This is a genomic window from Pseudomonas sp. DSV-1, assembly GCF_035830915.1.
Lineage (GTDB): Bacteria > Pseudomonadota > Gammaproteobacteria > Pseudomonadales > Pseudomonadaceae > Aquipseudomonas.
The window spans coordinates 39,138-66,134 of sequence record NZ_JAYMYG010000002.1 but is presented as its reverse complement, the minus strand read 5'-3'; the positions used below and the strand labels follow the sequence as shown (position 1 = coordinate 66,134).

The 26,997-nt window shown below is 51.7% G+C and carries 28 protein-coding genes; 7 read left to right on the top strand and 21 right to left on the bottom strand.

The window, feature by feature from the left end:
- Window positions 1-19: 19 nt before the first annotated feature.
- On the top strand, window positions 20-1,630 hold the full coding sequence (locus VSQ83_RS24805) for a TnsD family Tn7-like transposition protein (protein WP_326427796.1): 1,611 nt from the start codon (window positions 20-22) through the stop codon (window positions 1,628-1,630).
- 408 nt (window positions 1,631-2,038) lie between these two features.
- Here VSQ83_RS24805 and VSQ83_RS24800 read toward each other — a convergent pair whose 3' ends face one another.
- Window positions 2,039-2,806, bottom strand: coding sequence for an SIR2 family NAD-dependent protein deacylase (locus VSQ83_RS24800; protein WP_326427795.1), 768 nt, complete (start codon window positions 2,804-2,806; stop codon window positions 2,039-2,041).
- A 176-nt stretch (window positions 2,807-2,982) separates the two neighbouring features.
- Window positions 2,983-4,145 (bottom strand): IS3 family transposase gene (locus tag VSQ83_RS24795; protein WP_326427794.1). Its coding sequence is split into 2 segments (ribosomal slippage): window positions 2,983-3,890 and window positions 3,890-4,145, totalling 1,164 coding nucleotides; the frame shifts between segments, so codons are not numbered across the junction.
- Window positions 4,146-4,263: 118 nt separating this feature from the next.
- Between VSQ83_RS24795 and VSQ83_RS24790 the strand changes: the two genes are divergently transcribed.
- The 4 genes from VSQ83_RS24790 to VSQ83_RS24775 all read left to right on the top strand — a co-directional run bounded on the left by VSQ83_RS24790 (window position 4,264) and on the right by VSQ83_RS24775 (window position 10,696).
- The gene (locus VSQ83_RS24790; RefSeq protein ID WP_326427793.1) at window positions 4,264-4,776 is read left to right on the top strand and encodes an HAD domain-containing protein; all 513 of its coding nucleotides are present in this window, start codon (window positions 4,264-4,266) and stop codon (window positions 4,774-4,776) included.
- A gap of 381 nt (window positions 4,777-5,157) precedes the next feature.
- Window positions 5,158-7,110 carry an ABC-three component system protein gene (locus VSQ83_RS24785; RefSeq protein WP_326427792.1) on the top strand — a complete coding sequence of 651 codons (1,953 nt, stop codon included), beginning with the start codon at window positions 5,158-5,160 and terminating at the stop codon, window positions 7,108-7,110.
- Between the two features lie 2 nt (window positions 7,111-7,112).
- Complete coding sequence (locus tag VSQ83_RS24780; RefSeq protein WP_021492903.1) at window positions 7,113-7,706, top strand: ABC-three component system middle component 1; 594 nt, start codon at window positions 7,113-7,115, stop codon at window positions 7,704-7,706.
- Entirely contained in the window at window positions 7,703-10,696 is a 2,994-nt protein-coding gene (locus VSQ83_RS24775) for an AAA family ATPase (RefSeq protein ID WP_326427791.1), read from the top strand. Before VSQ83_RS24780 ends, VSQ83_RS24775 begins: the two co-directional genes overlap by 4 nt.
- Window positions 10,697-11,039: 343 nt before the next feature.
- On the opposite strand, the gene VSQ83_RS24770 is transcribed toward VSQ83_RS24775, so the two are convergent.
- Together VSQ83_RS24770 and VSQ83_RS24765 are read right to left on the bottom strand one after the other, a co-directional pair.
- Window positions 11,040-11,893, bottom strand: a protein-coding gene (locus VSQ83_RS24770) for an IS5 family transposase (RefSeq protein ID WP_086005488.1) whose coding sequence is annotated in 2 segments (ribosomal slippage) — window positions 11,040-11,549 and window positions 11,552-11,893 — 852 coding nt in all. Because the reading frame shifts where the segments join, the coding sequence is not laid out codon by codon here.
- Between the two features lie 230 nt (window positions 11,894-12,123).
- Entirely contained in the window at window positions 12,124-13,284 is a 1,161-nt protein-coding gene (locus tag VSQ83_RS24765; RefSeq protein ID WP_326427790.1) for a hypothetical protein, read from the bottom strand.
- Window positions 13,285-13,882: 598 nt separating this feature from the next.
- Here VSQ83_RS24765 and VSQ83_RS24760 point away from each other — a divergent pair.
- Complete coding sequence (locus tag VSQ83_RS24760; RefSeq protein ID WP_326427789.1) at window positions 13,883-14,233, top strand: hypothetical protein; 351 nt, start codon at window positions 13,883-13,885, stop codon at window positions 14,231-14,233.
- A 231-nt stretch (window positions 14,234-14,464) separates the two neighbouring features.
- Here the strand turns inward: VSQ83_RS24760 and VSQ83_RS24755 are convergent, their stop codons facing one another.
- The 7 genes from VSQ83_RS24755 to VSQ83_RS24725 all read right to left on the bottom strand — a co-directional run bounded on the left by VSQ83_RS24755 (window position 14,465) and on the right by VSQ83_RS24725 (window position 18,527).
- Window positions 14,465-14,650, bottom strand: coding sequence for a hypothetical protein (locus VSQ83_RS24755; RefSeq protein ID WP_326427788.1), 186 nt, complete (start codon window positions 14,648-14,650; stop codon window positions 14,465-14,467).
- Window positions 14,651-14,726: 76 nt separating this feature from the next.
- Complete coding sequence (locus tag VSQ83_RS24750) at window positions 14,727-15,107, bottom strand: hypothetical protein (protein WP_326427787.1); 381 nt, start codon at window positions 15,105-15,107, stop codon at window positions 14,727-14,729.
- 431 nt (window positions 15,108-15,538) lie between these two features.
- Window positions 15,539-16,114 carry a hypothetical protein gene (locus VSQ83_RS24745; RefSeq protein ID WP_169872993.1) on the bottom strand — a complete coding sequence of 192 codons (576 nt, stop codon included), beginning with the start codon at window positions 16,112-16,114 and terminating at the stop codon, window positions 15,539-15,541.
- A gap of 240 nt (window positions 16,115-16,354) precedes the next feature.
- Entirely contained in the window at window positions 16,355-16,606 is a 252-nt protein-coding gene (locus tag VSQ83_RS24740; RefSeq protein WP_326427786.1) for a hypothetical protein, read from the bottom strand.
- A 180-nt stretch (window positions 16,607-16,786) separates the two neighbouring features.
- A complete protein-coding gene (locus tag VSQ83_RS24735; RefSeq protein WP_326427785.1) occupies window positions 16,787-17,068 on the bottom strand; it encodes a hypothetical protein in 282 nt (93 codons plus the stop codon).
- Between the two features lie 50 nt (window positions 17,069-17,118).
- Entirely contained in the window at window positions 17,119-17,553 is a 435-nt protein-coding gene (locus tag VSQ83_RS24730) for a PH domain-containing protein (protein ID WP_169872991.1), read from the bottom strand.
- Window positions 17,554-17,585: 32 nt separating this feature from the next.
- Window positions 17,586-18,527: a recombination-associated protein RdgC gene (locus VSQ83_RS24725; protein WP_326427784.1), complete on the bottom strand. Its 942-nt coding sequence runs from the start codon at window positions 18,525-18,527 to the stop codon at window positions 17,586-17,588.
- A 195-nt stretch (window positions 18,528-18,722) separates the two neighbouring features.
- On the opposite strand from VSQ83_RS24725, the gene VSQ83_RS24720 reads away from it, so the two are divergent.
- Window positions 18,723-19,298, top strand: a complete 576-nt coding sequence (locus VSQ83_RS24720; protein WP_169872989.1) for a type I-F CRISPR-associated endoribonuclease Cas6/Csy4 — start codon at window positions 18,723-18,725, stop codon at window positions 19,296-19,298.
- 271 nt (window positions 19,299-19,569) lie between these two features.
- On the opposite strand, the gene VSQ83_RS24715 is transcribed toward VSQ83_RS24720, so the two are convergent.
- The 10 genes from VSQ83_RS24715 to VSQ83_RS24670 all read right to left on the bottom strand — a co-directional run bounded on the left by VSQ83_RS24715 (window position 19,570) and on the right by VSQ83_RS24670 (window position 26,780).
- The gene (locus VSQ83_RS24715; RefSeq protein WP_326427782.1) at window positions 19,570-20,139 is read right to left on the bottom strand and encodes a hypothetical protein; all 570 of its coding nucleotides are present in this window, start codon (window positions 20,137-20,139) and stop codon (window positions 19,570-19,572) included.
- Window positions 20,140-20,536: 397 nt separating this feature from the next.
- The gene (locus tag VSQ83_RS24710; RefSeq protein WP_222933299.1) at window positions 20,537-20,812 is read right to left on the bottom strand and encodes a hypothetical protein; all 276 of its coding nucleotides are present in this window, start codon (window positions 20,810-20,812) and stop codon (window positions 20,537-20,539) included.
- 94 nt (window positions 20,813-20,906) lie between these two features.
- Complete coding sequence (locus VSQ83_RS24705; RefSeq protein WP_326427781.1) at window positions 20,907-22,316, bottom strand: ParB/RepB/Spo0J family partition protein; 1,410 nt, start codon at window positions 22,314-22,316, stop codon at window positions 20,907-20,909.
- Window positions 22,313-23,350, bottom strand: coding sequence for a ParA family protein (locus VSQ83_RS24700; RefSeq protein WP_169872986.1), 1,038 nt, complete (start codon window positions 23,348-23,350; stop codon window positions 22,313-22,315). Before VSQ83_RS24700 ends, VSQ83_RS24705 begins: the two co-directional genes overlap by 4 nt.
- 236 nt (window positions 23,351-23,586) lie before the next feature.
- The gene (locus VSQ83_RS24695) at window positions 23,587-23,790 is read right to left on the bottom strand and encodes a hypothetical protein (RefSeq protein WP_169872985.1); all 204 of its coding nucleotides are present in this window, start codon (window positions 23,788-23,790) and stop codon (window positions 23,587-23,589) included.
- Window positions 23,791-23,926: 136 nt separating this feature from the next.
- Entirely contained in the window at window positions 23,927-24,409 is a 483-nt protein-coding gene (locus VSQ83_RS24690; protein WP_326427780.1) for a hypothetical protein, read from the bottom strand.
- Between the two features lie 68 nt (window positions 24,410-24,477).
- Complete coding sequence (locus VSQ83_RS24685; protein WP_326427778.1) at window positions 24,478-25,095, bottom strand: hypothetical protein; 618 nt, start codon at window positions 25,093-25,095, stop codon at window positions 24,478-24,480.
- Window positions 25,096-25,317: 222 nt separating this feature from the next.
- Window positions 25,318-25,815: a hypothetical protein gene (locus VSQ83_RS24680; RefSeq protein ID WP_169872982.1), complete on the bottom strand. Its 498-nt coding sequence runs from the start codon at window positions 25,813-25,815 to the stop codon at window positions 25,318-25,320.
- Between the two features lie 12 nt (window positions 25,816-25,827).
- The gene (locus VSQ83_RS24675) at window positions 25,828-26,097 is read right to left on the bottom strand and encodes a hypothetical protein (RefSeq protein WP_169872981.1); all 270 of its coding nucleotides are present in this window, start codon (window positions 26,095-26,097) and stop codon (window positions 25,828-25,830) included.
- Between the two features lie 335 nt (window positions 26,098-26,432).
- Window positions 26,433-26,780, bottom strand: coding sequence for a hypothetical protein (locus VSQ83_RS24670; RefSeq protein ID WP_169872980.1), 348 nt, complete (start codon window positions 26,778-26,780; stop codon window positions 26,433-26,435).
- Window positions 26,781-26,997 lie beyond the last annotated feature (217 nt).

Genomic DNA, 26,997 nt, shown 5'->3' with positions numbered 1-26,997 from the left:
ATAACTAACGGCCGAAATCATGAATAATTCCTGCGCACAGCGTCGCGATATTGTCCTGCACTTTTTTGAGGACGAGACTTTCTACAGCCTCTGCTGTCGTCAGCACCAATTTTTGGGGCATTTGAAAGCTTCAGATACTTTAGCTTGGCTATTCGGCCAGCATCGTTGTGCCTTTACCCATGATTTTCCATGCAACCTCGACGCCCTGAATAGCCTAGCGCAAGCGGTTTGGGGGGATTCCCTGTCAATCATGCGAGAACACACGATTCTCCCAATATTTTTTCCATTCCAATCAGATCCACAGATCGCGGACGTATTTCAAACCGTAAAAAGTGCCCAAATAGGATCGATTAAGTATCGCTTAGGGCTTTTGACGGGACGCTTCGGCGCAGAGCATCCTTTGAAAGCCTGCATCGCTTGTATGTCAAATGATCAGACCAGTCACGGCATTGCTTACTGGCATTTATCACATCAGTATCCTGGTGTCGTTTTGTGTCCTATCCATGGATTGATGCTGAGAGAAAGTACTGTAAATCGCCAATGGTCGGGCAGCTTCCAATGGGTGTTGCCAAGCGAAGCTTCTCTTGCCGCGGCAACGTCGCCAGTACCTTCCGCCACAGCTCAAAAGGCACTCCAGCAGCTAGGTAAGGGAGTTCTGGATCTTGCAAGTTGCGGTGTTTCCGGGCGTTTCCATCCAATGACGGTGAGATCAGTTTATAAAGAGGCACTCGCTCAACGAGGAATCTCTGAACCGGAGAGGATAAGAGTCTTCATTGACTTCGCTGAGTACGCATCGCAGCTTCAGCCTTACCCTCCACTCACCTCCCTGCCCACCACGCGGCAGAGAGCTGAATCTTACATCCATCAACTGACTCGCTCCCCCCGAGGTCATTGCCATCCGCTCAAGCACCTGACGCTAATCACGTGGCTGTTTGGTCGACTTGCCCCATTCATCGATGCTTACGATTGCTTGGATAGCTCACCCCACCAACAGATATCTCAAACCAAACACCAGAACAGTGCCAAGGCTGAAATCATGGATACGAGACTGTTAGAAAAAGCTGCCGACAAAAAAGATCTCAGAAAACCAAAAAAGCTCAAACCACAAATTCGAAGCGCAATCTTGGAATGCTTGCGGAATGGAAATTCTAAAGAGTCAATCTGTTTCAAATTTGGAATTTCTATTTGCACTGTAAATAGAGTACTCCGCTCAGAGCCAGCGGTAGCGAATTCACGAACTGAACTGCGTCAGAAATCGACGTTAATTAAATATCGCGCAGAATGGCAAGCTACTATTTCGGCACACCCAGATACTACAGCAAAGAGCATTCGCTTAATAATTCCAAACACTTACGCATGGCTGTACAGAAATGATAAAAAGTGGCTGCTCACAAAAACTCTGGATTTACCAAGTGGTCGTCGCGGAAACTACTCTAACATTGATTGGCATGAGCGTGACTATGAACTCGCAGACCTAGTTATCACCTTAACTCGCCGCGCAGATCAAAAATTAAAGCTTCATAAAACGGAGATATTCACATTGATTCCCGCGCTTTCGCGGTTACTGGAAAACAAAGGTTACTATTTAACAACAAGGAAACTATTATCAAAAATACTACAAGAAAATTAAATCACAAACTTTCAGACGGCATACAACACCTAGTTAAAATTAATAATTTGTGAAGCTGGTGTTACGAAGAAAACTTCCATTCATTCTTAACAAACTTATTTTCGTAGATCCGTTAATGAATTTCTGTTTACATTCGTATCGGAAGTGACCAACTGCCGATTATAGATTAACCAACATCCTCTCAGACCTTACCTCGGGTGGCAGTTTCACGAAGGGGTAGATTAGTCGTTGACATATCAGTGCTGCGGGTAAGTATCCATCAGCGGCGCAAGCGACAGAATCGCTCGCTCTATAATTCCCTATAAGCCCTTATTCGTAAGCGTCCGCCAACACACATCTGATGCCCGTAGCGGCCAACTGGCCAGGTCAGGAACGCGTGCTCAACACGCAGCTTCAAAGCTCAAGTCCTCAGGACTTACTCGTCTCTATCCTCTCGAGCAGCATCGGCAGTACTTCGGCAGCAGACCCCAACAGCATGAACTCCTTCTCCACACCCATTGCGACGTCAGCCTTGTTCACATGAATGACTGAAGCTCCAGATTCCAATGCAAGGTTGGGTAGACCTGCGGCAGGCCTGACTATGCCAGAGGTGCCCACTGAGATCAGAAGATCGCAATCCTTCACCAGGAGCACTGCGGCCTTCCAAGCCTGGGGCGGCAAATCCTCTCCGTACCAGACCACGGCAGGACGCATTTTGCCGTTACAGCGCGGGCACCTAGGAGGCTCGATCAAAGCGCCATTAACCGGCACAGCTGATTGATCTGGTGGTACAACTGCGGGCCGATGGCAGGCGAAGCACTTAGGCATTGCCAAACTGCCGTGTAAATGCACAACATCCAACGACCCGGCTCGCTCATGAAGGTCGTCAATATTCTGGGTGATAACAGAAACCTGGCGTTGCGAGTCAGCCATGCGAGCTACCGCAAGATGTGCTGCATTTGGCTCTGCTTGAGCGACTCGGAACCGCCGCCATAAATACCATCCCCATACCAGTGCTGGGTTTTCCCCAAAGGCCTTGGCCGTCTCTAGATCCCTCGGATCGTATCCTGCCCAGAATCCAGAAAGTTTTTCGCGATACGTGGGGATACCGCTATCGGCGGAGATACCAGCGCCAGTGAAAAAGACCACCTTCTTGGCCTTCTGCAGTACGTCTACAGCTTGCTCTATGACAGTCATGGTACCAATCTCCTAACTTCCCGCTTTGCGTTTCAATGAGCTGTAGTTGAGAATTATTGAGCTTATGCCATGGCTCTTAAGCTTTTCGTTGATACCCTATCTCATGTGTTTAGGGCAATAACTTCGCTCCCGCAGAAAAGGCCAGAAAAGACCGGAGAACACGCAATGTGTAGTGGTCAACTAATCCCGGACACGACGTTAAGTTTTTTCTCGGCCTGAGCGGGCGTTAGCCCGCCATTGAATTGATGAGGCCGTATCCAGTTGTAGCGATGCATCAAATAATGGCTGATGTCCCGTTGCGCCTGCTGAACCGACATGTAACCCACTGAAGGTATCCACTCGGTTTTCAAACTCCGAAATACACGCTCCATCGGCGAGTTGTCGTAGCAATTGCCCCGACGACTCATGCTCTGCCCGATGCGATACCGCCACAGACGCTGGCGGAAGTGGCGACTTCCATATTGGGACCCCTGATCCGAATGAAACAGCAGTCCTTGAGGCTTCCCGCGTTGCTCATAGGCCATATCCAGCGCTTTGGTGACCAAGTCAGCATCCGGGTTCCCTGACAACGCCCAGCCCACTATCCGGCGAGCGTAGAGATCCATAACCACAGCCAGATAGTGCCATTTCCCTTGCGCCCAGATGTAGGTGATATCACCGCACCAAACCTTGTTTGGCTCGGGAACATCAAACTCACGATTCAGTGTATTTGGAATGTCAGGCCGCTCGACCGTTGCTTTTTTGTAGGCATGCGAGCCCGGCTGCTTGCTGATCAACCCCAGTTCCCGCATCAAGCCACGCACCTTGAAACGCCCGATCTGCTCGCCATCTTCCTGCATCATCGACACGATACTGCGGCTGCCAGCAGCGCTTCGGCTCTGGGTGAACAGTTCGTTGACTCGACTGCGTAATCGAATTCTCTCGATGCCCGCAGATCGCCGCCTGAGGCGATGGGCGTAGTAAGTCGAACGGGGGATTTCGAACACCTCGCACAAGCAATCAACAGGTTCATGGTCGCTTAGCTGATGGATCAGCGCGAACGCTCGAGATCTTCCGACATCAAGAGCGCGGTAGCCTTTTTTAATATCGATTTCTCTCGTTCGAGACGGGCGATTCGGGCTTCCAGCTCCTGGATCTTTTGCTGCTCTGGGGTCAGCGCCTTGTTCTGCGGGGTGACGCCAGTGCGCTCCTGCAGAAGCTGACTAACCCAACGGCGCAGGGCCGACTCGCCAATGCCGAGCGAGCGACAGGCTTCAATGAAGCTGTAATTTTGCTTGAGTACGAGGTCGGCAGCCTCGCGTTTGAATTCAGCGGAAAAAACACGACGTTGTTTGGTCATCTGACACCTCGATATGGCGAGCATTCTCGCCTAAATGGGTGTCCGATTTCATTAGACCACTACAATGACCCATCGGGCCCAAGCTGGTTGGTTAGGGCCATTCAAGGGAGAAACCCCAGTGCAGAAGAATACGCATATCCTTTTCCTTGATTTTGATGGCGTCTTACACCCTGACGCCGTCTACTTGAGCCGCCAAGGGCCGACACTGAAGGCCGAAGGTACGCTTTTCATGTGGGCGCCGATTCTTGCCAATCTTCTCGATGATTTTCCAACGACATCGCTGGTATTAAGCACCAGCTGGGTCCGGCATCTTGGCTATAAACGAGCACTTTGCTATCTGCCTCGCGAGCTGCAAGAACGAGTTATCGGTGCCACGTGGCACAGCTCGATGGCTAAAGGCTGGGCGGATGAAAATCAATGGGACGGAAAGACAAGATACGACCAGATCTGCCACTACGCTGCCCGATCAAAACTACGGCACTGGATTGCCCTTGATGACGATGTACAAGGCTGGGCAAAGGGCTCGGCGCAACATCTAATTGCCTGCGCACCAGACCTTGGACTCAGCTCCGCCCAGACACAAACAGAGCTGCAAAAACGTCTGGGGGAAATGTGCTCACACCAAGGTTAATGTCGCGAACCACCTATCCAGCTTTCAGAGGCTTGAGGATAACGAACGCTACCGCAAAGTAGACGAAACTGATTCTGAGTGCATGCAGGCGGCGGTATGAATCGACACTGATTCCCTTGACGCATCCGAACGACTGGTTCTAGAAGTCTACTTCCCCTCGTGACAGGCAAAAATCGGCCAAAAGCACCCTGTCGTAACAAGCCTGAACCAGGCAGCTTTCTTACAGCGCTGAGTTGAATGCTCGCAGGCTGGACTCTAAAACCAGCTTCTACTGAATACGGGGAACCTCGAGAACCCTGTTCCTTCGGCCAAGCCGTCTCGCTACTATGTGGCCACCTGCCATTGGTGCCTTGGGTACCGAAATGCTTGAAGGGATTCAGAATGATAAGAAGGTTCCGGCTTGAGCAAAAAGGCCGCTACGAAAAGTTGGTAATTGCTCGGCATCTGTCGGACATGATGGACAAATACTTAGATGGACGTACTGCACCGTTGCTGATCGGCGCCGAACAGGGCGATATCGGTGAGTGGGATGACGTGGTCATTTACCATGCGGATGAACATTACGAGCACTTCCAGATCAAGCGGCAGACGACCCCCTTTTGCGATAAGCACATCGTTAAAGCCGACTACATCAAATCCTATATACCCAAGGCAGGCAGTAAGGCAGCAGCAAGTTCAACGCCAGTTGTCCCGCCCGATAGCGCCATCGACTCTGAGCTTGATAAGGCCATGAAGAGCTTGTCTGCCTGGAGTCTCACACCCCAGTCCAAGCAGCAGCCAGCCCGTGCCTTCTCACTTGTCCTGCTTGGCCTAGAAGTCGCCCTCAAGGGCAAGCGGAGTGACTTCATCACCGCCAACCACTTGCATGAGTTTTGTCGACTCTGCAAGCAGGATGGCCTTGACTTGGCCGCCCTCTCCAGCCGCCCCGATACCCCAACGCAAAATGTCTACAAATGGTTGACGACCTGGTGCGGCTTTACCGACTGGAATCACGTTCGACAAACGATGCGTACACTCACGATTCATGCCGTTGGGAGCGAAGAGAACCTTGAAGATCGTGCGTGCGAGTTGTTAGGACGACACTTTAATGATTCGCGGGCAACCCTTGAGAAGCTGGTGGGGTACATTTCTACAAGTGCGACGGATGTTAACGCCATCAGCTGTCATGCGATGGCCAACCATCTCAAAGACGCACGCCGGTCAGATGCTGTGACCTGGACGCAATACCTAATTAAGCCGCAGGCTGGGTCGAGTTGGATGGTCGCCGGTACCCACAACCTAAATGGTACGACGAGCCTGCAAGTACTCCATGCTGCCACGGAAGTTGTCGGTCACCACTGGACAGCGGGCGGTAACAACAGAAAGCTGCGGCTGCACGCTACCTATTGCCCGCCCATACCAAATACAGTGGCCCTCCCCTCGGCTATCCTTCGCCTAGCTCTGCACTTGAAAAGCGGGAGCCATTGCCTGCTTTTGGGTGAGCCGCTCTGGCGACAAGGCGCCGGGAACGAGTTGGGTAGGACGCTAGGGATCAGCATCAATGATCTTGATGAGCTTCCTTGGATAGACAATTCAGAAGCACTGTCCTGTGCGTCGGGTCGAGAGCTCTCGACGATCCTAGAGACGCGAGATGAATCTTCAGAGCTTCACAGGGCAATGAATGATCTTGTGTGGGAGCAGCTGCAAGCCCGCATCACGGCCAGGTTGAACTCGGTATCCGACACGCCATTACTGGCAGCATTGGAACCGAAGTGGCGCTCTTGGGCCGCTGAGCTTACAGCTGACGCCGCTGCGCGTGATTCGCTGTTTGAGCAAATGATGTACCCCAAAACAGAAGGTTTGGACGGGAAGCACGCGCTGCGCATAGGGCCTCGTACTGCAGATCTAATGGAAACCGCCATTTTGATGCTGCTTCTAGTGTGCGTCGCGATCGGTAATGACGATGGCAACTGGCGCGAAATCCCAAATATTGGGGAAGTTCTCAGCATCGCTTTGAAAAACTGGTCAGGCATATCCGGCGATCACAGCGGCGCGAGGCCTGTTGCGGATGAGCTAATGGCTGTTTTGGGGCCTTCACCGCCACCGGTAGTCATTCTTACGGGCGTCGAAGGGTCTCCCACGAGCCTGCTTGAATCCGGCATGGCTGATGATTTTGAAAGCAGTCACAGCATGGCAGCTGAGCGACAACCCAAGTTGCTGGTGACACGATTTGGGGTGCTCAAGTACCTGCGCACCGGAACACTCGCCCAGCTACAAGGGCAATTTAAACGTCATTGGGATGCTTGGCGCGACACTCGCGAAGCAGCAATCGAAGCTTATGGAGAAGGACACTAATCATGCTGACACTGCAGGAATTGACTAGCGCAATCATTCAGCGTGTAGAGGGTAGGTATGACTTGTGTCCCCGGGACGTAACGGAACTTATGCTGCCTGAGGTCGAGTACGACTCGCATGTTCTTCGGCTCAAGCGCTCCCACATCGAACGGGCGGGCTGGCGGACGGTTCTGCTCATCGAGCTTCCACTAACGGCCCTGCAGGCAGCCAACCAATGGGCCGCCGATGTCCGGGATGTGCTGCCGGAACCTGAGACTGCAGACCTCTATATGTTTCTGATGATCAGCGGTATCGCCAAGGATGATGCTGCTCGGATTGAGACTGATGACAGATTCTGCCGCAAGGTTGTTGTGCGCGAATCTGAAGCGGCTGGTGATTTTCTTAACCGGACATTCTTGGCGACTTTGGATCCTGCTGGCGATGTCGAGATGCTTAGCGACCCTTTGGTGTCGGCGTTGAATACTCTGTCCAATGAGCGCCCTTGGTCAGTTCCACACATCGCTGCCTGGAGAACGCAGCTTCTGACCAACCAAAACGGAGCGGATGTCGTGCGTGTACTCATCGGTTCGCTGAGTGAAAGTGAGGTTCAGCTGTGAGTAAGTTGAATTCAATCACCCTGTCGAACCTGCGTAAATTCGGGGCTAACGTCACCATCGATCTGAGTCCTGGTGCGACTATTTTGCTCGCACCAAATGGGACGGGGAAAACAACGGTATTTGAGGCGATCGAGTTTGGTCTGACAGGGAAAGTCGCACGACTCCGTGACGACATTGCCCACATCATTCGTGATGATCAGACCGAAGCGGCAGTCAGTTTGAATTTTTCTGAGCTGACCGCGACATCACGTGTGACTGCAGCTGGCAAGGTCAACCAGGACGGGGACTTAAGCAGCGTCTTTCCTAATGTGTCCTCAAGTGACATCCCATTTTTACTGCGCCTAACCCACCTTTTGGATCAAAGGGAGAACGGGTGGATCGTCAATGCGGAAGAAAAGGAAGCCGGATCCCAGCTGGCAAAGCTGCCGATTGGTCGCGACGGTTCTAAAGCTCGCGCCAACCTCGCAGCTGTGCGAAGGTCGCTCACGGAGCAAAAAGCCCGCGCAGAAGAAGTGCTGATTGGGCATGAGGCTGATTTGAACGAGTGGAATCGTCTACTTGACGAGCGTGACATCGCTGCTGCTGGTGCAGTAGGTGCATTGCGTCCGCGCGATCGAATTGCGGACATTCTCTCTGACGCTGCAAACCAGACGAAAAGCTTGAGTCAGATTCCGCCTGGCTTGTTGACCGGGCCTGTGAGCCAGGAGGAGTTGACGATTGCACACTCCGCACTGTTCGAGATTTTGCAAGGAAAGGTCGAGCGGGCTCGGACGCAAATCTCAAACCTCGCCTTGGTAAATGATCTTGTTGAAAGCTTCGTTGCGGCGCGGGAGCAGCTTGAAAAGCTCAATACAGACCTCACGGCAGCGAGTGAAACGTTTGGCCACCACACAACTAAAAGGGCTCAAGGCAGTGCCGCAGTGCTCGAGCATCAGGCCAGTATCCACTCTGCACAGCAAGAGCTCGCCAGTATCGGGCAGCAACTTGAGCGCCTGATCGGAGAAACAAGTGCCAAACAGGAGATCGATCACCGTAATGATGCGTTGACGTCAGCGATTGCTGCCCTACGTGAGGCCGAAAAAGATTCTCGCGTACTTCGCGAGCAGCATGAGCACAACCAACGTGTTCGGAACCAGCATGCTCAGATTGACGCCCAGCTTCAGGGCATTAGCCAGACCGAGCGGCGCCTGGACGCGGGTCAACTAATGCTTGCCGACTGGCAGGCAATTGAGCAGCGGATTAGCGAGGTTGTTCAGCAAATCACAGCGCTCGAAGTGATCATCGATAAACAGGGCATCGATCGGGATGCCGAACGTTCCTCGCATGATACGTGTAAAGCTGCGGAGGCCACTGCCCGATCACATTATGAGATGCTCAGTTCTTCCGCCGACGCAATCCGTCAGGCTGTTGCATCCATAGCGCAACATCTTCCCGCTGACCAAGATCAATGCCCGCTTTGCCTGGAGCCGCATGGTGCAGCCAAACTTCAGTCCCGTGTGGCTCAAGCCCTTGAGGCGATCAATCCTAGTTTGACCTCAGCTGAGCAGCAATTGCGGGCTGCGGTGGAAGCGGTAACGGCCAGTGAGGTCGCGGTTGAGAAAGTGCATCAAGCACTAGACTTCAGTCGAGGGGAATTGGGTGCTTTGGAGTCCAGACGCGTGGAGCTGGGACGGCAAGTTACGCAGTTTCGTACAGATCCGATTTTGGCTAGTGACTCGCTCCCGTTGGCAAGAGAGGCGCTCAGGCAGCAACTCGATAGCATTGTTCCTGCCAAAAAGCGTTTGGCTGATCAGCGAGCGGCGTTGGACGCTTTCCCTACCCCTGAAGCCTTTGAACAAACCGAGCGAGCATTCAACTCGGCACAGCACATGCTTGACTTGGCCCGAGTTCAACAGAGCGAAGCGGCCACGCGGCTGGATCAAGCAGTCGCCTCACTGGCCGCGCTCACCTCTGGGGAACCGCTGGCTCGTACGCTCGAGCAACTCACTGCAGCAAAAGCTCAGCTGGAACAGCAGATCAGCGATCTAAACAGTAAGGTCGGGACTGTGCAATCCGCCCTAGACACCCAACAGCATCAGTTGCTTGAGTCATCAACCGTTGTCCAGGGGATTGAGGAAGAAATCAGAAGGGTTCAAACGCTCCTTCTTCAATTCCGGGCAAGCTGGCAAGAGCTGGAGTTGACCGGCGACCCACTTGCGGAAGCTGCGCAAGCCCGTGAAGCGACCCTGCGCGCTACGTTGACCCTCCTAGAAGGCTATGTTTCAGCACTAGAAGGCATTGGGGTGGAAATTTCTGCTTGGGCCAAGTTGAATGAATCACAACTGGCCCAGCGGCTAATTGATGCTCAGCGTCTTGACCGTTCAGAAGAGGCCTTCGAAGCTTTCCTCAATGACAGCATCAATGCGGCGCGATCCAGCTTCTTGCGATTGACCTTGATCTCGGACGCGATGGATTTGCTGGACGGCTCACTCAAGAAAGAAATTGAGAACGTTCAGAAGCATGTCGGCAAGGTGGTACCCCGCTGGCAGGCGCTGCTGAAACGGGTCGTGCGGGAGTCCAGATTCCATGAGGCAAGCTTGAAGTTCTTCAGCTCGTATAACAAAGATCGTGCCGGTGTTTCTGTACCGCTTGGCAATAAAACGGTACCGGTACCTGATATCGCGAGTGAGGCACAGTTGACGGATCTTCAACTGACCTTCCTTCTCTCGATGGCCATTAGTCATCAGTGGTCTCCTTGGAAAGCACTGTTGTTGGATGACCCGACTCAGCACCACGACCTGGTGCATGCCTCTGCGGTTTTCGATTTGCTGCGTGATTACATCGTTGATCATGGTTTCCAGGTCGTGATCGCTACCCATGATGCTCTGCAGGCGCGTTACTTCCTGCGCAAGCTGCAAAACGACGGGATTGAGGCCAAGATCTGGACGCTCGTGCCGACTGAAAATGGTGTCACTGCGCAAGCAGGGAACGGGAAACAGCGCATTCAATAATGCAGATACCTTTCGGACGCCGATCTAAGTGCAAGCTGAGCGCGAGCCAAGCCCTAACGGAGGTTTGGTTTCGCGTAGCGGTAGGTACGCATCTATAGATTCGCCATCTTGGGGCCGAAAACAGCTCTTGGTGAATGACTGTTTTTGGCCGATTCTGTTGAAAAAGTCGCTCATGGCTTCCACGGCAGAAAAGTAAGCGCTTGAGATTGAAATCTTTACTTTGAGCAGAGGAATCCGGGCTCAGATTTCGCATAGCGGCGCGCAAAAAAGGCGTTTTCAGCAATCAGTATGCACGCTGTCTGGAAGGACCGACTTTTTCAACAGAATCGGCCGTTTTCTGCCCCTAGGCTCTGTACGTAAAGTATTGTCGCAAGCACCGCATAGCGCAGGCCAATGAGACCATCGCCGCAAAACTTGTTGCGAGCTTGTCGAAGCGCGTCACGATGCGACGGTTCTCCTTCAGCCAGCCAAACATGCGTTCGATGATGTTGCGCTGCCGATATTTGGGGCGATCAAAAAGTCGAGGCAATCCTGGCTTGGTTTTGCGCTTCATGCTTCGCAACGGAATGACTGGCTGCATGCGATAACGATCACAATACTGGCGCAGCGCTTCAGCGTCGTAACCCTTGTCAGCCAGCAACCAGCGGCAACGCTTGCGTGGGCGACCGCGCAGGCTGGGTATGCAAGCCTGATCGAGTAGCGGTTGGGCATAGGCTATATCGCTGGCTTGTCCGCCTGACAACAGGAAACGCAGAGGCACACCATTGGCGTCGCACAGCATGTGAATCTTGGTCGTCAGGCCACCCCGGCTGCGCCCGAGCGCGTGGTCTTGCGGTTCTTCAAATCCCCTTTTTTCCCGGCACCTGATGAGGCCCGGGTTGCTCGTACGGCAGTGGAGTCGATCATCCATGTTTCCAAGTCAATCAAACCCTGCTCATTCAATCGGATATGAAGACGCTTGAGCATCTGATCAAAAGCTCCGCAATCACGCCATCCCCGGAACCGTTGATAGATCGTTGACCAAGGGCCGAATCGTTCGGGCATGTCTCGCCAGGCTGCGCCAGAGCAAAGCACCCAGAGAATACCGTTTAGCATCAGGCGATCATCGGCCCGAGGGCGCCCGGTGCGCTGATTTTTGGTGAAGATATCTGCAACCAGATCCCAGGCTGCGTCGGGGAGTTCATACCGCTTTGCCATCTTGGCCTCCTGGCTTTAATGGCGGTGTATTTTACAGAAAATCGTATTTCTTGGGTTTACGTACAGAGCCTAGGGAAAGGCAGAAAACGGCCAAATACGGTGCCGAAGCACCGCAAATAAACTAGGACGCTGGCTAAATTTTGCGTCCCCGCAACTCGATAGTAAGTTGCGGGGTATTTTCTACCGCATCTCACAACTCAATGGTTCCAAGCGGGTTCTCCCTAGCCAACTCATTTTCTATCTGCACTTCCAGCAACAGCGGACTGTGCTTTCAGTCCTAACCGAGGAACAGCAGGTGGAGCGAGGCGCACGCGTACGCTCTTCAGATTGAGGTCTTTGCTGCAATCTGAAACAAAGTTACAGCAGGGATAAACAATAGGTTTTCTGTTCCAGTACCCATCCGTGCTTGACGGTTTTCTTGAATCTTCGGATGGATGGGGGCAGCTCCATTGCGCCACGCCCAATAAGTAGTTCTCCTCTACATAGTGTGGAGACTCATCGCCGCTAGCCCTAAATGTGGCCCATCCAAAATCAATATTACGAAAATCACAATTCACAGATTGCAGATCGACTACAAATACTTCGAATTTTTTGTAAAAAAACAGAACCAAGTCAAAAAGAATACTGCTTTCATCTTTGTAAAATTCAACTATTTTTTTCTGTCCTTGTGACAGACGCTCCAACTCATAAAGTGCTGCTTCCTTTGAAATATTACTTCCATCTGCTCGAACAGCGCTAAAGCAATCTAACTTTAATATTTTATTTAACAGGAACTCTGACGCCGTCTTTCCACATATTTGATAATTAAACTGACAAATCGCGGTCAAGAACTCTGCCCTTCTCAAATCTCCTGGCTCGCAGTTTAATGTCGGCACACAATCGCTAATGTGGCGTCCCCCACAAGTATCCCACATCACATTGAGACCATGACCACGCGTAGAAAAACACTCATCGCAAAAAGGGCATGCCTTCAATAAGATAACGTTATGCTTCGCGCATACCTTAGCTCCATCACAATGAAGTCTACGCCAATAGGAAAATCCTAGCCTACTCAGATCTTCCTTAGCGCATTTTGGGCAAAAACCTATGATCTCGGTGTTAGAGCTGTACTTATCTCCTTTGGAAATATAGCTCCTACCTGAATATGAATAATCCTTAAAGTCACAGAATACAGCTCGAAGATAATTTTGGGTGTGTAGGTGAATCAATCGATTAAAACCGTAGCAACCTTCCCAGCCAAATTCAGATGCTATAGCTCTAATATTTCCTGAGCCAATTGAATATTCAGAAAATCTTTTAAAAAGATCAACATGTTTTTCTCTAAAACCAAGATAGATACTTCTTTCTATGTAAGATCGTAAATTTTCATTTTCTTGTATACGTAGCAGCATATTAGCCTGCGAGGACCTAGAATAGTGATGAGAGCCGATTGAGCAGGGAGGAACGGATACAGCTTATGAGCTCATAAAATCCAGTTTATTACAGGATCCCATCTACCGAGCCAAATCGAATATATGAGAAAAAGCTTTGGGGCCCTAATAGCATCCAAAGCTATAGCCATTCATTATCTGCTAGATACTGTTTGTATTGCCTAAATCCACTCGATTCTCTGAATCATATGGAAATCGGAGCCTGGCTTCATCGTGCTAGCAATGAGAACTGTGGCAGGCGGCTGATCAGAACAATCAGCTGCCTGCGACAGTTTTAATTCACCTGCGACAGTTTTAATTCTCTAAAACCACTAGTGTCCTTGCCAGCTCAATGAAGTGAGACTATTGTATATCCCTAGAGGTATACACGCAAGGGCGAGCCTCCTTTTATATTACCCAAGCGAGTAATATTTTAGTGGCTAAATATTACTCGTGCGGGTAATGTATCCCTTCCGGACTTCACCATTGCGGAGCCCCAACCGGCATGGTGAGCGGTGCGGGGAGGGCATAACCGAGACGCCTCTCCTGGCGCCAGCGAACTTTAAAAGGATGAGAAAATATGAGCACTGAAACCCCACAAGCGACCCTAGATCTGATCAGCACGCTGGAGCAGCTCCATCCAACGTTTAAGTGGGAAGCTCTGCCAATTGGTGACTATGACCAGAATGCAACGTTTGGGACGCCTGAAGTGCTTATCTATTTCAGCAATGCCGAGATCGATCTTTGCGAGCAAGGCCCTGATCCATTCTCGGACTACTGCGGTAGCCCGTGCGATCCTTCCCACTGGGGGCTATCGCTCGAAGCTGCAGAGCTAATTCGCGGCCACAACAAAATAGACCTTGGCAGACTGGATGACCCAACCTCACCGTTCTTTACGCCCCCTACTAAACGCGCCAGCACGGCCAGTTGAAAGGCGTGGCCTACGCGGGGGGGGGCTTCAGTAGCTCAGCTCTTCCCCTTCGTCCGGTGCAACCGGGCCGGATGATGCCCAGCCTTTAGCCGTTGCAAAGCATGCTTTGGCTTGCCGCAAATGGTACCCACAAAAAAACCCGCGCTTGACGGGTTTTTTTGTATCTTTTACCAGCGATGTCGTCCCTTGATGTGCCGCAACCAAGTGCGCAACCTGGATACCAGATTCTGCCTAGAGAGTGGCTGCCTGACATTGACGGGAGGCTTGTGTATGCGCAACGCCGATTTCTTGATGAAGGGCCAAAGCTTGTGAGGTGGATGCGATCACCTGACGCACCAATGTCGCAGCTTCGCAAAAGCGTCCCATCGCAACGGCTTCCAAGCGTTGGGCGAGGTATTCCAAAGCTACTTTGTCCATGAGCATTTTCCCGTGTACTTCGAATGCCAAGCTGACTCAATCAAATCCCAGCTTCTTCAATGTCACATGACATTCACTATCTACCCAGCGCCAGCGCCTGACTCGAATTGAGGTCGTTGATGATCTGTTGCACTGCGACTGCAAGCTGACCCTCACGGAGTGCCGCATCTCTGATGAGATCTGCAGCTCCGAACTTGCTCCAATGTTCCACAGCAGCTTGACCGGAAGCCTCAGTGTTTTGGGAGACGTATTCGAAAACCACACCTGGCAGACGCTGGATAGTGTGGTGAAGCTGTGACGGTCCAAATGCCTTAACGAGGGCTTGGAGAACAACCGTGATTTCTTCGAAGCGTCCCTCAGCAGCCAGTTCGCGAACAGCAGTGAGTGCCGGTTCACTGACGTGTGATTTATCCCACTGCGCTAGGGATTCAGCAATTATTGTGAGAACGGGTCGCATGTTTAACCTCAAAGATCGTTACGGGATAAGGCCAGCTCCAATAGTAGGAAGTGCTGACCAGAAATTTAAAACCTTGAACGCTGAACGCTGAACGCTGAATGCAAAGCTTCTGATAAGAGGGTGAGGGGCGGCGGTACCGGATTGAGCCTACCCTTCGAGATAAATACTGAGGGGCATGTCGCCGCCTTTTGACCGATATGCCAAGTAGGCACCCTCCTGAGCTGAGTGCTCTAAACCTTGCCGCTTGACTACCACAATCTCAGTGGCCAAGCCTTGATCCGCTACGTAAGACTGCAGTGCATCGAGCGCTACGGCCTCAGTGTGACCCGTAAACATAAGCGGATCACCCAGCAACTGGTTGGAGTCTCTGTCGAGTGTGACTTCGTACCTATTCTTGCGACACAGCACGCTAGCTTTGATGGTGTGCATTGTCATCCCCTGAAGTGCACAGATTTTGTCTCTGCATGGATTGCAATCGGTAACCTGACTGGCACAAGGAAGAGAGCCAGACACAGGGCATTACGTTTATGGCGCTGCCAGTTTGTGAACTCGGGATTTTCAGAGTGCAGCCAAACGGCGCAAGTTGATGTGGCTAACAACCTGGCTGACCACCAGCGCCCCCAAACCTTCGGAAGATGGCGGAAAAACCAATCTCCCAGTTTTGGCACCGTTGCCTCAACTTGTTGAGCCTTAACAACACAACCTGGAACCTCAAGCCCATCAATGCGCCGTGCAAACACTCGACCCGATTCGGTCAACTGAAAGACCTCCCTGTTACACCCCGTACAGCAAACGCTTTGTTCAACCAACCCCAGAGCCATCAGTCGATCAGCTGCGCAAAGCGCCGGGGCTTGGTCAAAATTCACAAAGCGCCACTGACGGTTGAACCGCCATTCAATTTGCTGGCCCTGAATCCATTGGCCACGGCTAAGAGATCGGATCGAGATGAAGTCAGCCTTACAAAGGCGTTGCAGGGGAGGCAGCTTGTCTTGTTTGGTTGTTGCCATGCTTCACTCCTTCGATTTAGCAGACAAGGAAGTGGATGTCCTCTACGTACTCGGCCCAGCGAGGGCTGGGCTTGAGGTATGGCGCGTGTGATTATTTGATGCGAGCAAGGCGAATCCAAAAATCACGGAAGACTCGTGAGTCAGCTGCGAGTCCGTCGTAGCCAAGTCGCGAAACTTCAAGTGCCCTGTGATTGGCCCGTCGGGCATTGTCGATGTATTGCTGCTGGAGTTTGGAGTAGCTCACGCTTTTTCCTCAGTTTGTGCTGGCGCTTCAGGAAGTTGGAGTTTCACAATTTGTGGGACACACTCAATCCATTCACTGGCCATTTTGATGGCCTGAGCTACAGCCGATGCATCCGCTAATTCGTTCTGCTCGATCAACGCATTTACATCATCACGATCAAAACCCGGCATAGCGGGCAGAACTGCATCTCGTGGTACGGAATCGATCCAAGCGAGTAGCGTTTTCAGGCGTTCAAGAGAGCTTTTCATTTACGGAACCTATGCATGAGCTGAAGGCGCAATGTATACCCCTAGGGGTATACAATCAAGAGAGTTCATCTGCTAATTTGCTGAGCAAAAAAATCAGATACGCAGTCATCGTGTGCACCTGAAACATCTCTCTGTCGAATGGGCTAAGGCCCGCATATAGCAGGCCCAGCCGTTAGCAGTTTATTGCGCAGCAAGCCGCGATGTTGCCTTGGGCTTATTGGGTTGCCGAGAGAGGCGTTCAAAGTCTTGTCGAATCCCTTCAACCGCCATATCACCAACGTGCTCGGTCAGTTTTTCTGCTAGTAGGTCGGCATAATCCATTTCGTCGTGCACGGAACCACTCACCCAAATCGCATTGCATTCATCTGCCAGCGCCTTAACGCCATCAAGAAATTTTCTGCGAGCGACGTCATCCAGTGGCAACCCGTATACCTGGGTGGTGATTTTATTGGTCGTTGTCATGTCTCTAACCTATTGCAAGGACTGAAAGGTTTTGGGGTATTGGCAGAGCATCAGTAATCAAGCTCGCGGACACCACGTTTGATCCGTCGCAGCTCGGTATGCTCGCGGAGCAAGGCCTGGACCTTGTCGGGGCTCTCGATTCCTTGCATACACAACGATGGATTCGTTTTGTCCGAGGTAATTACGGTCACAGACCCGAGCCCTACCATCCGCATGAGAACGCTTTTGGACTGTGACAAATCCTTGATGCGGTAAAGCTCAAGCTCATCAACGTGCATGTTCAGAACCCCCCTGTAACTGAACAGGCGCTCACTGGTTATGACAAAGCGCGTATTTCGCACTACAAGCCAAGACCAGAAAGCCACGAGCAGGGGTATCACCGTCCAGAAAAAGAGTCCGCACAGTAGGAATGTTCCGGCGTTATTCCATTGAGAAGGGGTGCACTGCCAAACGATTTTTTCGTTTGCGTTGAGATGGGGCGTCATTGGTTACTACTCACAATGCTTTGATCGATGATTTAAAGGGCTTGAGGTAGGTCTTCCCCACCCAATGCACCTGTAAGCGCTGTGGTCAGCTTCCCTAAGGCGTCCGTCATGATGGTCATGCTGGCATCGAAGTACTGCAGTGCATCACCTTCGCCAGCTGCTTGTGCCGCGTTTTCTTGAAGCAAATCATCAAACTTGACGCCTTCAATGATCAGTCGATCGGTCAGCTTGAAAGTCAGCTTGCCATTCCACGCGAGAGCCAGCTTCGAAGCTCTGCGACCTGTTGAGAGATGAAGCTGCACTTCTTCAGACGTGAGGTCCATATCGGTAAGTCGCACCTTGCCAACCTTTTTGCCATCTTTGACGCCTGCGAGATCTGCGCTGTCGAGAATTGTGAATCCTTCAGGTGCCTCGCCGTCCTTAAGCCATGCTGTCATGCCCTCTGCAGGGCTCTGGAGGGTGCGCATAGGTCGAACTGGCAAACTCCCCAGCACTTGGCGCAGCGTGCTTAGGAGGTCTTCTGCGACGTTTGGAGCGCTGGTGTCCACGAGGATCAGGTTTTGTTCTGGGATGATCAGTGCAGTTGTGTGTTTGCACTCGGGAATCAAACGGGGAAGCATGCCCGCAATCACCAGTTCCTTCAGTTGGCTGCGTTCCTTGCCATATACCTTGCGCTCCTGGTTGGTCTCGATCTCACGGACTTGCTTGTCGACGGCGTCGTTGACCGACTTCGAAGAAATCTTGCGCAGCCATTTCTCGGCGCAAATCAGAATCCCTGTGCCAACAGGGTGAGCCAGAATCTTCGACTGAACTCCCTCTACCCGTGGCAGGGGACTGGAAAACCCGTAGGTGGACAATTCGTCGTCCCCTGGTGCTCGCGCCAGCTTTTCAGATAGGGCTGCTTGGAGTCTCTCGGTGCTGAGATCAATGTCACCAGTGATGCGGTAAGCGATTACTTTCTTGAACCAAGTCATGTGCGTCTCTTCAGTGCGGTTGGAGGGGCTTTACCATCGTTTTTGAGTCGAGCTGGTCAGCTCATACGCTTTAAAAAACAACGTATAATGCTACCGCACATTGTAAATGTGGGGTTAGAATTGATCTCACAAAGTGGTCGCCTGTGAATTCTCCGGGTGCCATCTCTCAAAGACCTAGTAAACGAGCCCTCATCCATGAATTTGAAGAAGTACTTTGAAATTCAAAGCCTCGATGGGGCGACCTCTCGAAGTTCCTACGCGAAAGTAGTTTTGGCCGTCCACACCCTAAACAGCCAAGGTGCAAAGCTTGTAGTTGATTGGCCTAAATGGGCATCAGCAGCCAATTACTTCGGCACAACCATGCGTGTGTTTGGTACCGAGGATGAGTTGCTGCAGGTGAAGAAGATTGTTGAGGCGCATGTCGCCAAGATTTTGAGAGGGAAATACGGCAAAAAACCAATGCTGCTTGGACCAGTTCTCGATGTTCCTGAGCATGCAAAAGTAACCTGGATATTCAAACGGGACCGAGCCCCGTGCCGCTTGCGCTCAAACTCACTGGTACAACGGCTCCAGCGGCGGGCACTTGCTCGCGGAGAGCAGCCAAAAGAATATGAGCCCAAATTCGTTGAGGCGCACACCCTCATGCTCATGTCGCTCAGTACAGAGCTGCGTTTTCCTATGGATATTTGCCGCGCTCGACCAAATCACTTGGATTTTGTTGATTGCGAGCCATCCTCTTACGGCCTTGGAGTGCCTATTCCGCGCTTTTGAGGCAAACGAGGGTAGATAGCAGTTTGCCACTTAGAGGCCTGCTGCTATCATGCTGTCCTTGTTTTCAGGTGAGTTGTTACGTCCTCGCGGGTGTTGCGCCTTCCATAGAAGTACATCTGTCTCTGAGTAGGTGAAGGATCACACCTCAGATTCCCGCAGCATATGCGGTCGTTTACTTTCGCTGAACAAGCGCTCCTGCTAAATCGTCGTTCTGAAGTCGAGAAGGGCGTAGCATTAGCACCGTCCACTGTATAAGTGGTAAAACGCCAGCTCATTGAGCTGGCGTTTTTATTTGCTCTTCAATCGGCAATCGGGCTGTTGCCAGTGGCGTGTTGTGCGCCTGGACGATCAACGAAACGAGTTCTGCAAGTAATCCATCGTCCATGACCTGCTTGGTATAGGCGTGGATCATCCTGTAGCCGTGCAGCGTAAACAGATTGGATCTCCTCCGATCCGATTGAAAGGCTTCTTTGCTGCGATGGAATCCAAATCCGTCTAGTTCGACCACTATGCACGACTGTGGAAGGTACACGTCAGCTCGATAAAGACGACCTGGTATCAATCCCTCGCGTTCCCACTCAGGTATGCCTGGCAGTGCCGCACACAACGCCTCATACAGTCGCCGCTGCGGTATTTCGTTGTCCTTCTTTAAGCAGGCCGCAAGCTGTGCAGCTGCAGGAGGTTTGGTTTGCTTCTTGATGGGAGGCGGAGCATTACGCGTCAGCAGAGCGATGCTTTCAGGACTTCGACGCCCAACCATGCCACGGGTTATTTTATCGGCCTCATCTTGTGTGATGAGGGCTCGGGCTACAGCATCAGCGGGTGATAAACGGAATCCCACAGAGATCATCCTAAAGTGATAAAAACTGCTTATTCAGCAGATCACCTTTCGATTTCATAAATGAAATTAAATTTACAAACTATTGTTTTAAATCAGTAAGTTGCGTTTGAAATTCAAAAACAAAAGATCGCATGCTGGAGGCCAGCATGCGATTGAAATGCGCTTGTACAGCGAACAGATGCAGCAACTGCCTATTCGGCAGAGTAGGTATGTCAGAGTCACTCCTTTATGCAAAGGAGGTCGACCAACGCCGCCTGTACGGCGGGGTGAAGGGCGACACGGGAGGGCGTGTCGGCTTCAAATTTTACCCTCTTAAGCAGAGGAATTACTACTTGGGGGGAGTCTAACGGTTTAACTTACGATTTAAACAATAGCATAGTTACGAGCACTGCCAAACTCATTTAACAGTGCTATGAGTTCGTAGAGCATGGATAAACAACGCATGTTGTAAACACGCCTGTTTTGTACCAATGCTCGAAGCCGCGCATATGGCATCTATAATATCGAGCGACTCTTTCGTGATTCTAACATTGGTTCTGGTCTTTTCCTTGCGCCCGCGCACCCATGTACCCAGAAGCGCTTCAATCTCCTCGGCGGGCTCTCGCTTGAAGTGAGCAAGCGCAGCGGCTATCCAATCGGGCCACAGCTTGCCCGAATTATGCTGCGCAGCCATGATTATCTCGACCTGGTCGTTAGGTAGCCATAGGGGATACGAGGTGGTTGGGATTGATGCCCGTCTAGCGCTTGGAGCAGGATTACGGACCATTTCAGTTTCCATCCTCTTCGTCCAAATGGTCGAGACCCTTGGCCATCAGCTCGATCACGTCCTCAAGGTATTTCTTACGCTTATTCTCAGGGGCTGCAGGCCATGCTTTCAATGCGGTTTCAATTGCAGCTTGGCTCGCTTCATCTAGACCTTCAGTGGTCTTCAAAGCGACCAGAATGCGTTTCCCCGCTTCTGTGCCTGGAAGGCGCACCTTTGCTCGCGTAATGGGTTGATTTTGCTTGGCGGGGGAGGCTGGTTTAGGTGCAGGTGGTTTGGTGCCGTTGCCTACCGTCGGCGACAAGTCAGTACCTTCCGAATCGGCATCGAGCACCTGGGCGCCTGGGTTTACTTTCAGGTACTTGAGAAAAGCCCGTGCATGCCCGTCGATTTCATTGATTTTGGAGTACGCACCTGAGTAAACGGCGTTCAGCACTTCGCAGCCTTCGGGAAGCAGGCAGATAACCCGCCAGCGATGAGACCAGCTGCGTGATCGACCAGAAAACTCATCTTCGAAAAGAGAGAGCTTTATCTTGGTGTTGTCCGGCCCGCATGGTTCCCCAACTAGAGCGCCAATGTAAGTTCGCATGGAGCGAACCTGCGACTGAAGTGAGATGTTGGAGCGGTCGAGGTTTTCATGGATCGTCTGACTCATAGCTGTCAGATCGCTGATCTCAGACCCTGTGACATCGATGCGGTCAACGCTCGCCAAGCAGCAAGCCCAGTACCGGCGTTCGCCACCAACGATCTGAAACCCATTCTGAGCAGGCCTGACTTTTACAGGTTGAATCAACCCGTCTTTCTCGACGTTCGATGCTAAGGCGAACAGCTCAGTCCATACCGTGATGAGTGACAGTGCACGTTTACGGGCTTCAGGATCGAGAGGCTCACGCACAAAAGTTGCAGTCGAATTGCCCGTGATCGCAGCCCAGCGCTTTGCTGTTGCAGCATCAGGTGGGTTTCGCAAAAGCATGCGCGTGACACGGTCAAGCCAACGACGGAAATGGGCCCGCCATAGGCTAACTTTTTGCTCTTCAGTCGGGTCTTCAAAGTTGAACTCGTGCCCGGAGCGCACCTCTTCAGATAGCCAAGCCTGGCCTGCTTCTGTCTGGAGCCAACCATCTTTGACCTTGTTGATCCACTCGACGATGCCGCGCTTAGCGAGTTTGTTGATATGGGTCGAACCAAACTGCCTTTTTTTACCATCGGCGCGCCGGGGCTGAATGACATAGGCGTCACACAGCTCTTTGTAGCGAGGATTTAGCGGTGTCGGATGGATCTGAGTAGCAAGGAGCTTTGAAACAGGACGCAGGGCGGATGCATCACCAATGACTTGATCGCCTTTCAGCAAACCGAAATCAGCACCACTGCTAACATCCGAACCTTTCACTATGGATTTGCGCGCACTACTCATGGAAAGCACTCCCATTGGTTGCGAGTCTCCATGACCTTTTTAGCAACCAGCTTTACAAAGCGTGTTGATTCAAAGCTGCTAACGCTGTTTGGGTTAGCGAAAACATGGTCCGGCGCGTTCTTCCAGTTGTCGGTTTCCGGGTAAGTGACCTTATCGGAGAGCGGCGTATTGAGCAGGTATGGCGCCAGCGTCGCAGAAGACTTGATTCGGTCCATTTGCTGTCTGTGAATTAGAATGCGCTTTTCATATAGATTCGGCAGGATTCCAAGAAATTCGAGAGGAATATCCCCGGATTCTCGGCGCTCACTGATCATGGTCTGGAAGTAGCTGATCATAGAGAACACACCATCAGTGCTCTGTGGTTCAGGTACAAACGGGATGTAGATGTGAGTTGCAGCGTGAATAGCTATATCAATGATCGACGTCCGTGTTGGGGGGGTATCGATGATCACAAAGCTATATTTTTCTGCCAGCTCAGGAGATCGCAACCAGCGTCGAAGCGTATCAGCAGCCGATAGAGCCGCTGGCGTATTCGGACGAAAGCTTTGCATGTAAACCAGTTGGTTCTCGTCGTTTGGCACAATGTGAATTAGATCACTGCCCACTGGCTGACATACATCCTTCGGAATGACCCCCATCGCCTCTAGAAGCTCACCTGTGTTACTTGGGTATGGCAGCGGCTCTAATGGGTCGCCCAAATGAAGAAGGTCTAACCACAGGTCGCAAATCGATGTGCGAACAACTTCCTCTTTGAGCTTCACCAATTCTGGATGAGGCCGAGGAGTGGTAAAAGGCGACCCTGTGACTGTTTCGAGAAGGTTCCAGCGCCGTCCTGTGTTCCCTTGAGGATCGAGGTCGATGTAGAGGATTGGTTTGCCCTGGTTGTACTCAGGAAAGCTTGCAAGGCCCTGAACCAGCACACGGCTGGTAGTCGTTTTACCTACGCCACCTTTGTAGTTAGCCGCGACGATGACGGGTACTGGCTTGTGCGTGAAATCGAATTTCGACTTGTCTTGCGTCTTCTTGAGTACCATTGAGGCGCCCCTAAAATATTGGATAATTCCATTTGCCGAGCGCTTCAACACCCTCAGGCTTTGTGTGGGATGATACACACGCGTGGTACAGTTGCGTAGTACAAATATCAATTTCTAGTGGTACAGCTTCCCCAGCCAAATATTAAAATGCTACGACCAAAAAAAAGCCCGCAATTGCGGGCTCCTTTGGGTACCTGTATTTCCACGACCTTGCAGTTCAACTGGGCGGTACTTCCTCAGTCGGAGTTTTTTGCTTCCTCTAGCTCACGATCTTCGCGGTAACTTTCTGCGAGGGCTTCCTCATGAAACTCCTTGATCTGAACGAGAACAATTTGGTCGTCGTCCAAAAACTCCCAGTCACCCCCTTCAGCTTTACGATCTTCGTAGTCACCAGCGGATTCGGGGGTCCAGTCATCGTGAGCGGGATTTGGTGATTGCATAGTCGTGTCTCTTCTCTTCACATAGGGAAAGCCCAGCGTATGACGGCTGGGCTTGTAGTGTACCTGTGAATGCGCACTTCATTAACTGGGCTTTCGCTCGGATTCGGTTACTCAGATATGCCTTGTTCGGCTAGCGTCATACCTGCTTCCGATTGATGACATTAAGCATCGACTCCATGGTGGGCTCTGTAATCCCGTGGAACGAATGGAAGTGGAATGTCTCATCGTCCACATCCCATTGAGCCAGCTCATCAGCATCGAACGACCACCGCTGTCCATCATGAGAAAATTCAATCCAGCAGAACGAAAGAAGCCACTTCACCACGAGGGCTGTTACATCCGGGTCGTCGTTCGCAAACAGCCCAGCAGCAAGACTCTCATCGCCAACAGCAGCCATTCGCTCGTACCAAACGACGCCATCCCACAAGTCACCCTCATCGGAGTGAAGCAATGCGACCTCGTTCGCCGCTTGATTTGCCAGCGCCAGCAGCTTGCCGTAACCCGCTTCATCAAGACTGCGATCCAGCTGCTCTGAATTGGCTTTTGCGTAACTGAAAATGGCCTGAAGCAGAACACCTACATCCTCTTCATCTTTGCTGCGTTCATTCTTGAGAATCATGGTTCATTTTCCTTGAGCTGGTGTGCGGCCTGGCGAACAGGGCTAGCGTTCAGTGAGATAAATACGATCTAGATGTGCAGGCTGTTGTCGTCACCACACTTCAAGCTCAGGGCGGGAGCTGGTCTTGATTGCTCGGTCTGGTACTCCAACGCATCAAGCGATTGGCGTGCAATGTCGATCACTGACAGATCGCGGGAAAGCCAGTATTCAAGTGCGGACCTTTCTGTCCGAACGGATGCCGTAAGCCCTCTTCGCATGAGCGCAGCAACCTCAAACGTTAGCCACGAACGCTCATAAGCAGACTCCTTTCCTGCAATCCAGAACGATGCCTCAGTGATCTTGAAAAGCATTACGTAGACCGCAAGTGCCACTTTCGCGTAGGGCTCATCTGACTTGTTCAGCTTGTCCATAACTGGACCTATGCTGCGCAGCGCCTTGATGCGGAATATGTTGGCGTAGGAGGGGCTTTTACCCACGCCAACCAACTTGGGCAGGTCCAGCTCAAAGAAACCTTTTGCTTCTGGCGAGGCAAGCTCAGTGAGCTTCTTCGTGCATGCCATGCACAGAGTGTTTGCGAAGTACAAACGCTCAGAGGTGCGAGACGCCGTAGAGCCGTAAGTGAAGCTGGTCATCTCTGTGTGACCGCAGATGCGGGTGCTTTTAGCTGAGAAATTGCGCGTGGTCATTCCCTGTCCCCAGTTTTGAATTCAGTAGGGACAGATTATCCTTTTAAGGTATATTTCACAATGAAATTATCCCATTTAAGGGATAAATATTACTCGCTAGAGTAATAATGAGCTTTGTGTCAGCGGTGTGGCATCCCACTCGGGCCAACACCGCGCCTCCAAGAGGTCTGACCGACTGTGCGCCTATTGAGGGCTTCGAAGGGTTGGGTCGTTACTATGTCCTCAGAACATCATTAGCTGGTGGCCAGCGGCCGCACGTTCGCGAATGTGCCCATCAAGAATGGCAGGGAGTTGCATCAACGCGGCTTTTTCGTGAGCGATGTGGTTTCGCTTTATATCCAGCACTGCGCGGACTGCCTTAACAGGGTCGGCGCCGCCGAAGTACATCAAATCGAGGTCGTTAATGCTGTCCAGGGCGCCAGTACGGCACTTCTCATAGAGAGCGTATGAGGCTGCATGGCTTTTCTGAATTGAGCCAATTAGCACGCCCAACTGCTTGATCCGCTCGTCAAGGTTCTTACTTAAATCCCGGATGTAGAAATCTGGCGTGAAGATAGTGCTCGGTTTAATCGCGTCAGCGGGTTGGAAATTCGTGTCGATGTATAAGCGAAGCTCTTGATGGTTGGCAGCCAAACGCACCTGGTCAGCGTTACGTCCAGAAGAGTCGAGGATCTTGCAGGTGGTCTTGGGGGCAGTGCTGGTTATTGAAGTGCAGTCCATGCTGTACATCCCTTAGTTGAAATTGAAGATGGTTGGCTTGTCGCCCACCCGCCAGATGAGACCTAGCCCCGCCATCTCGCACAGGACGGCCCAGCACGAATAGGGAATGTTTGCTCGGCCATCATTCCAGTCGGCGACCATGTCTTCCCCATTAGGACCAAGCCCGAGCAGCCCCGCGACATCTTGAGCGGAGAGTTCAACCCCGAGCCTTTTGCCTATGGCCTGAAGCAGGCCTTGAAACTCGATTGGTGCTGGTGGCAGCCATTTACTGGCTACGGTCAAACACGCACTCCTGATCACAGGCATGAGCTTCCCCAAAATGAATCAGTAGTAGCGCCCTCTATGAAGCTGGACGCATCAGTGTGCGGGTAATAAATCAAAGTGTTGCCCTGGTGGGCTATCGCCGCATGATAGTAGTAATGGTTCATTATATTTGCAATGCATTTACTAGGCGGAAAAGCCGGTTGCATGGCCGCAATAGCTTGGATCAAAGGTGTATGTAATGAGCGGAGGAGGGGGGGGGCAGTGTAGATGCCAGTTCTGCGGCAAGAGGCTTAGGCAGTGAGTCTTGTTTGGTTTTCCCGCTCATCCCCTGCCAAGGGGATCGATCAGTCGCATCATTTTTTGGCCAGAGCTGAAGGGCTCAGCCTGGCAGCAGCATCAGAATTGTCGTTTAAAGCCTCAAAAGTCAGGTGGTCTCTGACTTGCGTGAACTCAGCAATGAACGCGCTTCTAAGTACCTGCAGTGACTCTATGCAATCCGGGACCCGGCTTGTTGATCCAACAAGAGCAGCATCGAAACCTGCCTCCCCAGCAAGGTTCTCTGCCTCGTACTGCAAACGATCTAAATCGAGCGGTGTGATGTCCTTAAACAAGGAAGAGTGCTTGCGGAAAAACTCTGCCCGAAAAAGGAGGCTGCGGGCCTCAAGGCATTTTTGAGATGGGGAAAGCGAAGAAATACTCATTTGGTACTGACCTTGTGATGCAGCCCATGGCCGACTGGACTCGGTGATCTACTGACTACGTATAGTAATCTTACACGACGCTGAAAATATCTAAGATGATTGATTCGATTCTGTTACACAAAATGCACCCGTTGTTGATGCTTCGTTTGTAGCTTTCTTCGATTTCCAAATAACTTTTGGCTCCGAGCCATGCTGGTGAAAAGCATGCCGGTCTAGG